Raw genomic sequence first — 13,890 nt, forward strand, 5'->3', positions numbered from 1 at the left:
TGGTTTCGCAAGAAAGCATCATCGCGACCATGGAGGGTCGCGCAAATCCGGAGGTTGCTCTTGCAACCGACGGATTTGCAAGGCGATCGACGAGCGCGCTCTTCGATCGCCGTCGAGCAAAACGTCCACGGAGGGACTTTTTGCGATTCGATCACTCATGACGTTCTACCAACGACTGCTCGCCGAGACCGAGGATGCACGCAACGAGCTGCTGGCCATCCCCTTCATCGTTCGCGGAGCGGCCGGGGAACTGGGGCTGGAGAGCTACCGCGCCTTTCTCGGTCAGGCCTACCACCATGTCAAACACACCGTGCCGCTGCTGATGAGCTGCGGCGGTCGCCTGCCGGAGCGGCTGGAGTGGCTGCGGAGGGCGATCGGGGAGTACATCGAGGAGGAGACAGGCCACGAGGAGTGGATCCTCAACGACATCGAGGCGGCCGGCGGCGACCGCGAGGCGGCGCGCACCGCCCCGCCGCTGATCGAGACCGAGGTGATGGTCGCCTACGCCTACGACACCATCGCCCGACGCAATCCGGTCGGCTTCTTCGGCATGGTGCTGGTGCTCGAAGGGACCAGCATCGCCCTGGCGAGCAAAGCGGCGGCGGCGATCCAGGCGGCCACAGGCCTGCCGGACGGCGCCTTCACCTACCTCACCTCGCACGGCGCGCTCGATGTCGGCCACGTCGGCTTCTTCGAGAAGCTGATGAACCGACTCGATGATGGACAGGACCAGGCGGCGGTGATCCACTGCGGCCGCGTCTTCTACCGCCTCTACGGCGACATCTTCCGCGCCCTGCCGCTGATTCCTCTGGCCCGGTGAGCCGTCGCCCGATCCTGCTGCTGCAGCAGGTTGCGCATGAGCCGGCGGCGCTGATCGATGAGCGGCTGCAGGCGGCGGGGTTCCGCTGTGTCACCCATCTGCTGAGCAGGCAGCCGCCGCCTGCGACGTGCGGCGACTATGCCGGCATCGTCATCATGGGCGGTCCGGCATCGGCCCGTGACGACACCCCGGCCATCCGGGGGCAACTGGCGCTGCTTACGCAGGCCATCGCGCAGGGTGTGCCGCTCTTCGGCGTCTGCCTCGGCGCGCAGTTGAGCGCCAAGGCGGCCGGCGGCGCCATCATCCTGGCGGAGCAGCGTGAGCTCGGCTGGTACCCGCTCAACCCTGCCGAGGCGGCGGCCGACGATCCCCTCTTCATGCACCTGCAACCGAAGACGATGGTGTTCCAGTGGCATGGCGAGAGCTTCACCCTGCCGGAGCAGGCGGTGCTGCTCGCCCGCGGCGAGGCGGTGGCCCGGCAGGCCTTCCGTCTGGGGCGGGGGCAGTACGGCCTGCAGTTCCATCTCGAGATCGATGCGGCGTTGATCGAGACGTGGATCGACCACGGGGAGAACGAGCGCGCATGGCTGGGGGCGGAGGGGATCGCCCGCGTCCGGCGCGAGAGCCCAACGTATCTCCCCGCCGCCCATGCCCTCTGCCGCCGGCTGGTCGATGGCTGGGCGGCGCTGCTGTGATCGAGGTGCTCCTTTCCGGTCAGCTGCTGATCCACCACTGGTGCGGCGTGCGCCACCGCTATCCGGTCTCCACCGCCGCCGCCGGTGCCGGCAACCGGCGCGGCAGCGGGCAGACCCCGCTCGGCCGCCACCGCATCTACGCCCGCATCGGCGCCGGCATGCCGGCGGGGACCATCTTCCGGGGGCGGCGACCGGTCGGCATCTTCGACCCGACCCGCCACGACCCGCGCGCCGACTGGATCCTCAGCCGCATCCTCTGGCTGGAGGGGGAAGAGACCGGGGTCAACCGCCGCGGCGCGGTCGATACGCGGGCGCGCTTCATCTACATTCACGGCACCGCCGACGAGGCGGCGATCGGCACCGCCTGCTCGCACGGCTGCATCCGCATGCGCAACGCCGACATCATCCGGCTGTTCGACCGTTGCCGGCTCGGGGAGCGGGTGGTCATCCGCCGCTAGCATCCGGCGCAACGCCCCATCGCGGTCATGGACGGACGTGCTCCTCGATCGCCCCCACCAGGCAAAAAGTCCATGGATGGACCTCTTGCGATTGACACCATGAACAAGATCAGCAGCAACGTCGTCTGGCACCAGCCGGAGGTGACCCGCGCCGACCGGGAGGCGCGCAACGGCCATCGCGGGATGATGCTCTGGCTGACCGGCCTCTCCGGCTCGGGCAAGTCGACGCTGGCCCACGCCACCGAACGGCGGTTGCACGAGATGGGGCTGCACACCTACGTGCTCGACGGCGACAACGTCCGCCACGGCCTCTGCGGCGACCTCGGCTTCTCGGCGGTGGCCCGGCGGGAGAACATCCGCCGGATCAGCGAGGTAGGACGGCTCTTCGTCGATGCCGGGCTGGTGGTCTTCTCCGCCTTCATCTCCCCTTTCCGCAGCGACCGGCGGCAGGCGCGCCGGCTGCTCGGCGACGACTTCATCGAGATCTACTGCGACAGCCCGCTGGAGGTGTGCGAATCCCGCGACATCAAAGGGCTCTACCGCCGCGCCCGCGCCGGCGAGATCCGCGACTTCACCGGCATCTCCTCCCCCTACGAGCCGCCGGAGCGGCCCGAGCTCGTCATCGACACCGCAACCATGAGCGTGGAGGAATCGGTGGAGCGGATCGTCACCTACCTGTGCAGGGAACGCACGCTGATTCCGGGGAAAGGCTGACGCACCCCCTGCCGACGGACGGGGGCCTCTTCGCCCCCGATCTGATCCCGCTGCCGCTCCTCTCGGTCGACGGATGCGGCCGCATCCGTGACTGCAACGAACGGGCGGAGGAGGAGCTTCGCTGCTCACGCCAGAGGCTCCGCGGCCGGCGGCTCGACGCCCTCTTCGGTCCGGCCGGGGAGCTCCACACCCTGTTGGCCCGGGCGGCGGCGACGGAACGGGTCTCCCACGCCGGCATCGTGCACCGCGGGGACGGCGCCCCCTGGGCGCTGCACGCCGGCCCCGACGGCATAGGCGGCGCGCTGCTGGTGATGGTGCCGGAGGCACGGCGCAGCGAGGCGCAACTGCTGCAGCGACGCTACGCCACGGCCGAGGCGGTGGCCCGCATCGCGCTGGAGTTGGCCCACGAAGTGAAGAACCCGCTGGCCGCGCTGCGGGGCACCGCCCAGTGGATGGCCGAACGGCAGACCCATGCCGCGATCGAGGAGGGGTGCGCCCGGCTGCTGGCGGAGTTCGACCGCATCCGGGAGCGGATCGACGCCTTCCTCCAGCTGGCTCCACGCGCCGCGCTCTCGATGGAGTCGGTCAACATCCACGCCCTGATCCACGACGTCTGCCGCCCCGTGCCCGAAGGGGTCGAGCTCCGGCTGGTGCTCGACCCCAGCCTGCCGGAGCTATCCGCCCACGGCGCGCGGCTGCGTCAGGCGCTGGAGAACCTGTGGCGCAACGCGCTGGAGGCGCACGCCCGCACCATCGAGATCGAGACCCGGGTGGCGCAGGGCGGCACCCTGCCCGGCCACAAGGGGCCGGTCCTGCAGATCTGCTTCCGCAGCGACGGCGACCCCATCCCCGAGGCCATCCGCCCCCAACTCTTCGATCCCTTCGTCACCGGCAAGGATGGCGGCAGCGGGCTGGGGCTGGCCATCGTCCAGCGGGTGCTGCAGGAGCACGGCGGCCACATCCGGCTGGCCGACGACCGCCACCACACCCGCTTCATCCTCCACCTTCCGATCCGACGCACGCACAACCCGGAGCGATGCGCGTAGAGATCGTGGTGATCGACGACGATCCCGGCATCCGCTGGGTGCTGGAGCGGACCCTGCGCGACGAAGGCTTCGTCGTCGCCTCGGCGGAGACGCTGCAGGAGGGGGTGGCGCTGGTCGAATCCGGCACGCCGCAACTGCTCTTTCTCGACATGTACCTGCCCGACGGCAACGGGATGGAGGCGCTCTCCGCCGGCCGCTTCGGCGCCGTACCGGTGGTGCTGCTCACCGCCCAGACCACCTTCGACCACGCCGTCGCCTCCTACCGCTCGGGGGCGATGGAGTATCTGCCCAAGCCGTTCGATCTCGACGAGGTGCGCGCCCTGGCCCGCCGGGTGGTCTCCAGGGGGAGGGACGATGCGGACGCCGGCCGCCCCAGAGAGGCCGGCGCACCCCGCTCCACCGCCCGCAACGAGATGATCGTCGGCAGAAGTCCGGCGATGCAGCAGCTCTTCCGCACGCTGGGGCGGGTCGCCGCCTCCGACCTGACCGTGCTGATCACCGGCGAGTCGGGTACCGGCAAGGAGATCGTCGCCCGCGTCCTGCACGAGGAGAGCGGCCGCAGCAGACACCCCTTCGTGGCGATCAACACCGCCGCCATCCCGGCCGATCTGCTCGAATCGGAGCTCTTCGGCCACGAGAAGGGGGCCTTCACCGGCGCCGACCGCGCCCGTGCCGGGCTGTTCGAACAGGCCGACGGCGGCACGCTGTTCCTCGACGAGATCGGGGACATGCCCCTACCGCTGCAGGCCAAGCTGCTGCGCGTGCTGGAGAGCGGCACCATCCAGCGCGTCGGCGGCGGACGCGAGCGGCCGGTGGATGTGCGCCTGCTCGCCGCCACCCACTGCAATCTGCCGGCGAAGATCGAGCAGGGCCGCTTCCGTCGGGATCTCTACTACCGACTCAACGTGATTCCGGTGCGCATCCCGCCGCTGCGCGAGCGGCGCGACGACATCCCGCTGCTCGCCGAACACTTCCTGCAGGAGGCATCGGCCGAACTGCGGCTCGATGCGCCGATCCTGACCGACGGCGCGATCGAGGCGCTGACCCGCTACCGATGGGAGGGCAACGTCCGCGAGCTGAAGAACGTGATGCGCCGGCTGGCGGTGCTCACCCCGGGGCCGGCGATCACCCCCAACGACGTGGCGCTGGCCCTGGGCGGCGCACGCCACGAACAGGACGACGCAGAGCGGCTCGATCAGGCGGTCACCCGCTGCATGCAGCAGTACATCGACCTCCTGGGCACCGAAACCCCGACCGACCTGCACCGGGTGTTGCTCGACCAGGTGGAGCCGGCGCTGCTCCGGCTCGTGCTCGGCATCGCCAGTGGCAACCAGGTACAGGCGGCGAACATGCTGGGGATCAACCGCAACACCCTGCGCAAGCTGTTGCGGCGTTACCGGATCGATCCGTTCGCCTTTCGCACGACGCCACAGCGGCGGTAACAACCCGACCGCGCCGCCTTCGACGCCCTGCGATGCGGATGCCGCGGCGCAGGGGCTCAGCGCACCAGCTGATTCATCTCGACGATCGGCAGGAGAATGGCCATGGCCAGTGATCCGACCCCGACCGCCATCAGCAACACCAGCGCCGGCTCGAGCACGGTGATCAGCCGCTTGATGACGCGCGAGCTCTCCCGCTCGAAGGTGTCGGCCACCTTGATCAGCATGGCATCGAGCCGCCCGCTCTGCTCGCCCACGGCGATCATGCGCAATGCGAGATGGGGCACGTAGCCGCCGTCGGCCAGCGCATCGGCCAGGGAGCTCCCCTCGCGCAAGGCCTCCCGCGCCGATTCGGTCACCCGGCGCAGCGGCAGGAGCGTCACGCTCTCGGTGGCGATCTGCATCGCCGCCAGCGCCGGCACGCCACCGGCGAGCAGCATGCCCAACGTGCGGCAGTAACGCGCCGTCTCGATCTTGCCGATCAGGGCACGCACCCCGGGCAACCGCAACAGCAGCCGGTCGCGCCGCCGCCGGAGGGCGGGGTGGCGCATCGACCAGTGGTAGAGCAAGGGCAGCCCCGCCGCAATCGCGAGCAGCAGCAGGCCGTGATCGCGCAGGAAGGAGGAGGCGGCGATCATCATCCGGGTGATCAGCGGCAAGTGCGCACCGGTGCGGGCGAAGACCGCGACGATCTGCGGCACGACGACGGCGAGCAGGAAGAGCATCACCACGAGACCGAAGCCCAGGATGATCGCCGGGTAGAGGGTGGCCGATAGCAGCTCCTGACGCATCTGCTGCCGCCGTTCGAGCAGCTCGGCCAGCCGGGAGGCGACCGCCTCCAGCTGACCAGTCTCCTCGCCGGCGGCCACCATGTTGCAGACGATATCGTCCATCTGCTGTGCGGCCATCGCCTCGGCCAGCGATCCCCCCTCGACCACATGCTGCCGGATGGCGGCGACCGTCCGGCGCGCCATGCGCCGCTCCATCCCCTCGGCGATCGACCCCAGGGCTTCGGCCAACGGCATCCCCGCTTCGCTCAGCGTGGCCAACTGCTGCAGAAAGGCGGTGAGCTCGTCGCCGTCGAGCACGGCGCTTCGCCCGCCGACGCGCCGCTCCCTGCTGCGGGATGGGGCGGCGGGGGTGATCAGGCGGGGCACCAGCCCACGGGCGCGCAACACCTTGCGCGCCGCCCGCTCGGAGTCGGCGTCGACCTCGCCCCGCCGACGCTTGCCGGCGGCGTCGATCGCCTCGTAGCTGAAGAGTGTCACCTGGAACCTGCGATGATGGGGTTGTGTGGCGGAAAGATGGAAGCAAACGCCCCGCCCCGGCGCGAGACAGCCTCCATCGACCGCCGGGAGGGGGCGCCCCCTTCTCCAAGAGCAAGCCTAGCCGATGCGGCATCGCCGCGTCCAGCCCCGACGGACCCTACCGACGGAGGGCGGAGGGAGTGCTACCGCGCGGAGGACTCCCCTCCCAGCGGATGGACCTGCTCCACCAGCCGGCCGAGCCGCTCCCGGGCGACGTGGGTATAGATCTCGGTGGTGGTGATGTTGGCATGGCCGAGCATCTGCTGCACCGCGCGCAGATCGGCGCCGTGGTCGAGCAGATGGGTGGCGAAGGCGTGGCGCAGCCCGTGCGGTGACGGCGGGGGATCGATCCCCGCCTGCAGCGCATAGCGGCGGATCCGCTTCCAGAAGTTCTGCCGCGTCATCGCCCTGCCGCCGCGACCGGGGAAGAGGAGATCGCCGCCGGAGGGGCGCACCTCAAGCCAGCGATCCAGCCATCCGGCCGCGCGCCGGCCGAAGGGGACCAGCCGCTCCTTGTCCCCCTTGCCGACGATGCGCAACAGCATCCGCCGGCGATCGACCTGCTCCAGCCTGAGCGCGACCAGTTCCGACACCCGAAGCCCCGAGGCGTAGGCCAGCTCCAGCATGCAGCGATCGCGCACCCCGATGGGGGTTCCGCCATCGGGGGCCTCAAGCAGCGCCTCCACCGCCCGCTCGCCGATCGTCACCGGAAGGCTTCGTTCGGGGCGCATGCGCGGCAGGTTGCGTACCGGATTCTCCGTCCGCACCCCCTCCTGCTGCAGCAGGCGAAACCAGACCGACAGCGCGCTGCGCCGGCGGGCGATGGTGGCGCGCCGCTTTCCCTCGGTGGTCAACCGCATCAGATAGCGCAACACCACCTCACGCTCGGCGTTGAACAGCGTCTGGCGTCCGTCGAACTCCCGCAGGAATGCGGCGAACGCCGCCAGATCACGGCTGTAGGCGGCCAGCGTCCGATGCGACCACCCCTTGAGCATCGCCTGCCGCCGCAGCAGCCCCTCGGCCTCCGCCGGCAGGGGGAGCGCCTCCGGCCGCCTCACGCCACCTCCCGAAAACAAAAGGGATCCCCCGTTGCCGGCGGATCCCTCTCCACGGACGCAACGGCCGCGCCGGGGGCTACACCGAGCAGCTGTGCTCCTCCTCGATATGTCCGGACTCGACGGCGTCGATCGCCTTCTGATCATGCTCGTTGGGCGGACAGCCGCACTTGTGATCCGGGTTGAGCGCATGCAGACGCGCCTGCTCCATGTGCCACTGGGCGACTTTCAGATGCTGGTCGATATTCATTGCTCGTACCTCGTTCTCTCGAAGATTGCGGCGTCAACCGCGCCAAGGGGAATCCTATCACCCTACTCGCGACTAGGCAAACCCTCCCCGCCGGTGACCAGATCGGCCCAGAGCTCGATCTGCTCCGGGTCATCGTTGAGCGCGGGGATATAGCGCAGCGCCCCACCGCCGGCGCCGGCGAAGCGCGCCGCGTTCTCGCAGGCGATCTCATCGAGCGTCTCCAGGCAGTCGGCGGCAAAGCCGGGGCAGATGACATCGACCGTACCGCATCCCTCCCCGCCCAGGCGGCGCAGCGTCTCGTCGGTGTAGGGGCCAATCCAGGGCTCCCGCCCGAAACGCGACTGGAAGGTCAGCAGCCACTCATCCTCAGCCAGCTCCAGCGCGGCGGCCAGCAGCCGCGCCGTGCGGCGGCACTCCTCCGGGTAGGGGTCGCCGGCATCGGCGTAGCGTTCGGGAATGCCGTGGAAGGAGAAGAGCAGACGTTCGCCGCGCCCGTGCCGCCGCCAGTGCCGCCGCACCGAGCCGGCCAGCGCGGCGATGTATTGCGGATGGTCGTGGTAGTCGCGCACAAAGCGGTAGGCGGGAATGTCGCGCCGCGCGGCCAGCGCCGCCGCCCAGGCATCGTGCACCGATGCGGTGGTGGTGGCGGAGTATTGCGGATAGGCCGGCAGCACCACCATGCTGCGACAGCCCTCCCGCCACAACGCATCGACCGCCCCGGCCACGGTCGGCGCCCCGTAGCGCATGGCCAGCGCCACGCGGAAGGCGTCGCCGAGCCTCTGCTGCAACGCCGCCGCCTGCCGCCCGGCGATGGCCATCAGCGGCGAGCCCTCCTTCCACCAGATGCGCCGATAGGCAGCGGCGGAACGGCGCGCGCGCAGTGGCAGGATCACGCCGTAGAGCAGCGGCAGCCACCACCAGCGGGGCCGATCGACCACCCGTCGATCGCTGAGAAAGTCAGCCAGATAGCGCCGCACCGCCGCGGCGGTCGGCGCCTCGGGTGTGCCGAGGTGGACCAGCACCACCCCGACCTGCGCGGGGTTCACCGCCGGGGAGCCCGCCGGCCGTCCACGCTTGCGCCTGCCGCTACCGTCACAACCGTGCTTCCAGCCACCCCTCGATCAACCGGCGCATTTCGGCCAGCCGCGCCTCGTCCGGCGCCTCGAAGCGCAGCACCAGCGCCGGCTGGGTGTTGGAGGCGCGGACCAGCCCCCAGCCGTCGGCAAACTTGATGCGCATCCCGTCAACATCGATGATCTCGTAGCCGAGCGCGGCAAAATGGGCCTTGGCCTCCTCCACCAGCGCGAACTTGCGTGCATCGGGGCACTCCACCCGGATCTCCGGAGTGGTCACCGCCGGAGGGATGCCATCGAGCATCGCCGAGATCGGCCCCGGTCGCGCCGCCACCATCTCCAGCACGCGTGCACCGGCGTAGATGGCGTCGTCGAAGCCGAAATAGCGGTCGGCGAAGAAGATGTGGCCGCTCATCTCCCCGGCGAGCTTCGCGCCGCTCTCCTTCATCTTGGCCTTGATCGGAGAGTGGCCGGTGCGCCACATGATCCCCCGACCACCGTGGGCGGCGATGTCGTCGTACATCCGTTGCGAACACTTGACCTCGGAGATGATCGCCGCCCCGGGATGGGCCTTGAGCACCCCGCGCGCCAGCAACAGCAGCAACATATCGCCGTAGATGATCTCCCCCCGTTCGTCGACCACGCCGATACGATCACCGTCGCCGTCGAAGGCGATGCCCAGATCGGCCCGCTCCCGCCGCACCCGCGCCTGCAGATCGACCATGTTCTCCGCCACCGTCGGATCGGGATGGTGGTTGGGGAAGTCGCCGTCCGGCTCGCAGTAGAGCTCAATTACCCGGCATCCCAGCGCGCGGTAGATGGGGGCTGCCACCACCCCGGCCGGGCCGTTGCCGGCATCGACCACCACGGTCAACGGCCGCGCCAGACGGACGTCGCCGGTAACGAAATCGTGGTAATCGCGAACCATCTCCCGCTCTGTGACCCGACCGGGGTCGGCAGCCACTTCCGGCGGCTGGCGCATCAACTCCATCAACTCCTGAATGCGGGCGCCGTGCATGCTCTCCCTGCCGATCATCATCTTGAAGCCGTTGTACTCCGCCGGGTTGTGGCTGGCGGTAACCATGATGCAACCGGCGCTCTTTTGCGTGAAGACGGTAAAGTAGGCCAGAGGGGTGGGAACCATGCCGATATCCAACACGTCGCGACCGGCGGCGGTGAGCCCCTCGATCACCGCCCGCTGATAATCGACACCACTATGGCGCACATCCCGCCCGACCACCACCGGCCCGCCTCCCGGCGGGAGCATGCGGGCAAAGGCGTTGCCCAGACGGCGGGCGAAGCGGGCGTCGATCTCCTTCCCGGCGATGCCGCGGATGTCGTACTCGCGGAAGATCCGTTCAGGAAGATGGATGGCATCGGACATCGGAACTCCATCGCAAGAAGCCCCTCCATGGACCCTCGTGCGGCGGCGCAGACTAGGCGAAAGCCTCCGCAGGCGACAGCATCGGCCCATGCGCGGGGGCGTTGCGACGTGAAGAGGGAGCACGGGATCGAGGGGATCGCCGGCGTGGACGAGGTCGGCCGCGGCCCGCTGGCCGGGCCGGTGGTCGCCGCCGCCGTCATCCTGCGCCAGGATGACCCGATGCTCGGCTGCTACCGCGACTCCAAGAAGCTGTCGGCGAAGCGCCGGCGGGCGCTCTACCACCACCTGCGCCGTCACGCCCTCGCCCGGGCGGTGGCCATGGCCACCCCCGAGGAGATCGACCGGATCAACATCCTGCAGGCGTCGCTGCTGGCCATGCAGCGCGCCGTCGCCGCCTTGCCGATCGCTCCGGAACGGGTATGGATCGACGGCAACCACCTGCCACCCTTGCCCATCCCCGCCGAGGCGGTGGTCGGCGGCGATGCCCGAATCCAGCAGATCGCCGCCGCCTCGATCCTCGCCAAGGAGGTGCGCGACCGGCTGATGCAACGGCTCGATCGACGCCATCCGGGCTATGGGCTGGCCGGCCACAAAGGGTACCCCACCCGCGCCCACCTCGAGGCGCTGCAACGGCTGGGCGTCTCACCCATCCATCGCACGAGCTTCGCCCCGGTGCGCCGGCTGCTGCAGCAAGGAAGCGCCGTGGCGCAGCCATCGGTTACTCCGTAGCCTTCGCGCATCGTACTCGATCACATCGCAAAACGTCCCTCCATGGGCGTTTTGGCTTCCCGGCGATCGAAGCGCGCGGCCATCCATGGCCGCGCTCTTGCGGAAACCGACATTACTCGCAGGATCGAGATATGATTCCATCGCAAAAAGTCCGTCCGTGGACTTTTTGCTTGACGGGGATCGAAGAGTACGGTCTTCGATCCCTTTACAAATCCGTCGGTTGCGTCTGCAACCTCCGGATTTGCGCGATCCTCCATGGTCGCGATGATGGTTTCTTGCGAAACCATCAGATATGGAGAGGAGTCAGGATGCAACAGGAACCGATGACCCTCCGCGGGGCCGAGGCGCTGCGCAAAGAGCTGGAGTATCGCAAGGGGGAGAAGCGGCGGCGCATCATCGCCGCCATCGAGGAGGCCCGCGCCCATGGCGACCTGTCGGAAAACGCAGAGTACCACGCCGCCAAGGAGGAGCAGAGCCTGAACGAGGGGCGCATCGCCATGTTGGAGGACAAGCTGGCCCGCGCCCGGATCATCGACCCTGCGACCATCGAATCGGAGAGCGTCGTCTTCGGCGCCACGGTGACCCTCTTCGATCCGGAGCAGGAGTGTGAACACACCTACCAGATCGTCGGCGTGGACGAGGCGGATATCAAGGAGAACAAGATCTCGATCACATCGCCCATCGCCCGCGCCCTGATCGGCCGGGAGGTGGGGGATGTGGTGCAGGTGCGTGCGCCAGGCGGCGCGCGCGAATACGAAATCGTCGCCATCGAGTACCACTAGCGGCGCCGTGGGGCCGGCGCGGGCCCGGCCCTCTCTCCCCCTTGAACGGGCCGGAGGGCAACCCTATGCATCATGGACGGTTGCCGGGGCAACCCTTCGGCCCAGCGCCGACGATCCGCTGCGATGGCATGGGCGAATCCAACCGGAGACGCCGCGCATCGCGCAGGCACATCCTCCTCCAGGCAGCACATGCCTCCCTACCCGCGGAACAGGCGTCCGGCCGTTGTCACCCGAAATCCGTGCAAAAGGAGGTATCTGCGTGCGTAACAAGCTGCGTCTTGCCATCGTAGGCGCAGGCAACTGCGCCAGCTCTCTGATCCAGGGGATCCACTACTACGGCCCGGAGAAGAAGGATCGGGCCCTGGGCCTGATGCATTGGGAGATCGGCGGTTATGCACCGCACGATCTGGAGGTCGTGGCCGCCTTCGACATCGACGCCCGCAAGGTGGGCAAGGATGTGAACGAGGCCATCTTCGCCAAGCCGAACTGCACTACGGTCTTTTGCCCGAACCTGCCGAAATCGGGCGTGACCGTGCGCATGGGCAAGGTGCTGGACGGCTTCTCCGAGCACATGAAGGACTATCCGGAGAACGTCACCTTCGTGAAGGCCGATCACCCCGAGCCGACCCAGGAGGAGGTCGTGCGGGCGCTGAAGGAGTCCGGCGCCGAGATCGTGGTCAACTACCTGCCGGTGGGCAGCGAGGAGGCGACACGCTGGTACGCCGAGGCGGCGCTGGCGGCGGGCTGCGGCTTTGTGAACTGCATTCCGGTCTTCATCGCCTCCGACCCCGAGTGGGCCGCCCGCTTCAAGCAGGCCGGCCTGCCGATCGTGGGCGACGACATCAAGGCTCAGGTGGGCGCCACCATCACGCACCGGACGCTCGCCGATCTGTTCAAGAAGCGCGGCGTGCCGGTGGATCGCACCTACCAGCTCAACACGGGCGGCAACACCGATTTTCTCAACATGCTCAACCGCTCGCGACTGGCCTCGAAGAAGGAATCCAAGACCGAGGCCGTGCAGGCGGTGTTGCCCGACCGCCTCGAGTGGGAGGAGATCCACGTCGGCCCCAGCGACTACGTCCCCTTCCAGAAGGACAACAAGGTCGCCTTCATCCGGATGGAGGGTCGCCTCTTCGGCGATGTGCCGATGCATCTGGAGATGCGGCTCTCAGTCGAGGATTCGCCCAACTCAGCCGGTGTCTCCGTCGACGCGATCCGCTGCTGCAAGCTGGCCATGGATCGGGGGCTGGCTGGATACATCGAGGCGCCCAGCGCCTTCTTCATGAAGCATCCGCCGGTGCAGCACCCCGACGACGAGGCCTGGCGCATGACCGAGGCCTTCATCGAGGGGCGGCCCGCGCGGCCGACGGCGGTGAATGCGGCGAACGACGAACAGGTTCGGACCGAGGGGATCGCCGTCGGTGCATAGCGCACTGATCCTGGCCGCCGGGCGCGGCGAGCGCATGCGAGACCAGGGGCTGCCCAAGCCCCTGGTTCCATTTCTGGGCTTGCCGTTGTTGGCGCGAAGCATGCGCACGCTGGCGCGCGCCGGCATCGATCGCGTGGTGGTGGCGGTCGGTCACGAGGCCGACCGCATCGCTGAGGCCGCGCGGCGCTATGGACGCGAGGCCCATCTTGAGGTGGCGATTGCGCGCGCACCGGAGTGGGAGCGGGGCAATGGCGCTTCGGCTCTGGCGGCGCGGGAGCTGCTGCAGGAGCCGTTTCTGATGGTGATGTGCGATCATCTGTTCGATCCGGCGCTGCTTCAACGCCTGATCAAGGCGCCCATGCCACAGGATGGTCTCGTGCTGGCCGTGGATCGGCGCCTGAATAATCCGCTGGTGGATAAGGATGACGTCACGCGCGTGCAGTTGGATGGCGAGCGCATTACGGCCATCGGCAAGGGACTGGAACGCTTCGATGGCTGGGATACCGGAGCCTTTGCCTGCACGCCGGGCGCCTTTGCGGCGCTGTCAGCCAGTGACGGTTCGGTGAGTGATGCGGTGCGCCTGCTGGCGCGGGAGGGCAAGGCTCGTGCCCTGGATATCGGCGAGGCATTCTGGGCCGATCTGGACGATGCGGCGGCCATGCGGCGCGCCCGACGGGCCATGCTCCACCGGGCGGCCGGCAAGGCCAGC

At 68.9% G+C, this 13,890-nt stretch carries 14 protein-coding genes and 1 pseudogene; 11 read left to right on the plus strand and 4 right to left on the minus strand.

What is annotated here, in order from left to right; genetic code table 11:
• Positions 1-157: 157 nt before the first annotated feature.
• From D6682_07110 to D6682_07140, 7 genes and pseudogenes are all read left to right on the plus strand, one after another.
• Positions 158-820, plus strand: a complete 663-nt coding sequence (locus tag D6682_07110; protein ID RMH50371.1) for an iron-containing redox enzyme family protein — start codon at positions 158-160, stop codon at positions 818-820.
• A complete protein-coding gene (locus tag D6682_07115) occupies positions 817-1,515 on the plus strand; it encodes a type 1 glutamine amidotransferase (protein RMH50372.1) in 699 nt (232 codons plus the stop codon). Before D6682_07110 ends, D6682_07115 begins: the two co-directional genes overlap by 4 nt.
• Positions 1,512-1,973, plus strand: a complete 462-nt coding sequence (locus D6682_07120; protein RMH50373.1) for a L,D-transpeptidase — start codon at positions 1,512-1,514, stop codon at positions 1,971-1,973. The genes D6682_07115 and D6682_07120 overlap by 4 nt, the downstream gene beginning before the upstream one ends.
• Before the next feature lie 99 nt (positions 1,974-2,072).
• Positions 2,073-2,687: an adenylyl-sulfate kinase gene (gene cysC / locus D6682_07125; protein ID RMH50374.1), complete on the plus strand. Its 615-nt coding sequence runs from the start codon at positions 2,073-2,075 to the stop codon at positions 2,685-2,687.
• Positions 2,624-2,971: pseudogene (locus tag D6682_07130) on the plus strand (hypothetical protein). The gene cysC and the pseudogene D6682_07130 overlap by 64 nt, the downstream one beginning before the upstream one ends.
• A 27-nt stretch (positions 2,972-2,998) precedes the next feature.
• Positions 2,999-3,733: a two-component sensor histidine kinase gene (locus D6682_07135; protein ID RMH50389.1), complete on the plus strand. Its 735-nt coding sequence runs from the start codon at positions 2,999-3,001 to the stop codon at positions 3,731-3,733.
• Positions 3,724-5,175 (plus strand): sigma-54-dependent Fis family transcriptional regulator, encoded by a 1,452-nt coding sequence (locus D6682_07140; protein RMH50375.1) that lies wholly within the window; start codon positions 3,724-3,726, stop codon positions 5,173-5,175. The genes D6682_07135 and D6682_07140 overlap by 10 nt, the downstream gene beginning before the upstream one ends.
• A 56-nt stretch (positions 5,176-5,231) precedes the next feature.
• Here D6682_07140 and D6682_07145 read toward each other — a convergent pair whose 3' ends face one another.
• The 4 genes from D6682_07145 to D6682_07160 form a co-directional block, all read right to left on the minus strand.
• Entirely contained in the window at positions 5,232-6,440 is a 1,209-nt protein-coding gene (locus tag D6682_07145) for a hypothetical protein (protein RMH50376.1), read from the minus strand.
• A gap of 182 nt (positions 6,441-6,622) precedes the next feature.
• Entirely contained in the window at positions 6,623-7,474 is an 852-nt protein-coding gene (locus D6682_07150) for a tyrosine recombinase (protein RMH50390.1), read from the minus strand.
• 372 nt (positions 7,475-7,846) lie between these two features.
• Positions 7,847-8,830: a ferrochelatase gene (locus D6682_07155; protein ID RMH50377.1), complete on the minus strand. Its 984-nt coding sequence runs from the start codon at positions 8,828-8,830 to the stop codon at positions 7,847-7,849.
• A gap of 46 nt (positions 8,831-8,876) precedes the next feature.
• The gene (locus D6682_07160; protein RMH50378.1) at positions 8,877-10,241 is read right to left on the minus strand and encodes a phosphomannomutase/phosphoglucomutase; all 1,365 of its coding nucleotides are present in this window, start codon (positions 10,239-10,241) and stop codon (positions 8,877-8,879) included.
• 27 nt (positions 10,242-10,268) lie between these two features.
• On the opposite strand from D6682_07160, the gene D6682_07165 reads away from it, so the two are divergent.
• The 4 genes from D6682_07165 to D6682_07180 form a co-directional block, all read left to right on the plus strand.
• On the plus strand, positions 10,269-10,970 hold the full coding sequence (locus tag D6682_07165; protein ID RMH50379.1) for a ribonuclease HII: 702 nt from the start codon (positions 10,269-10,271) through the stop codon (positions 10,968-10,970).
• 308 nt (positions 10,971-11,278) lie between these two features.
• Positions 11,279-11,752, plus strand: a complete 474-nt coding sequence (greA, locus tag D6682_07170) for a transcription elongation factor GreA (protein ID RMH50380.1) — start codon at positions 11,279-11,281, stop codon at positions 11,750-11,752.
• On the plus strand, positions 11,685-13,181 hold the full coding sequence (locus D6682_07175) for an inositol-3-phosphate synthase (protein ID RMH50381.1): 1,497 nt from the start codon (positions 11,685-11,687) through the stop codon (positions 13,179-13,181). The genes greA and D6682_07175 overlap by 68 nt, the downstream gene beginning before the upstream one ends.
• On the plus strand, positions 13,174-13,890 hold a 717-nt coding region (locus tag D6682_07180; protein ID RMH50382.1), incomplete at its 3' end, for a nucleotidyltransferase. The genes D6682_07175 and D6682_07180, both read left to right, overlap by 8 nt.

The organism is Zetaproteobacteria bacterium, assembly GCA_003696765.1.
In the GTDB taxonomy this organism is placed as follows: domain Bacteria; phylum Pseudomonadota; class Zetaproteobacteria; order Mariprofundales; family J009; genus RFFX01.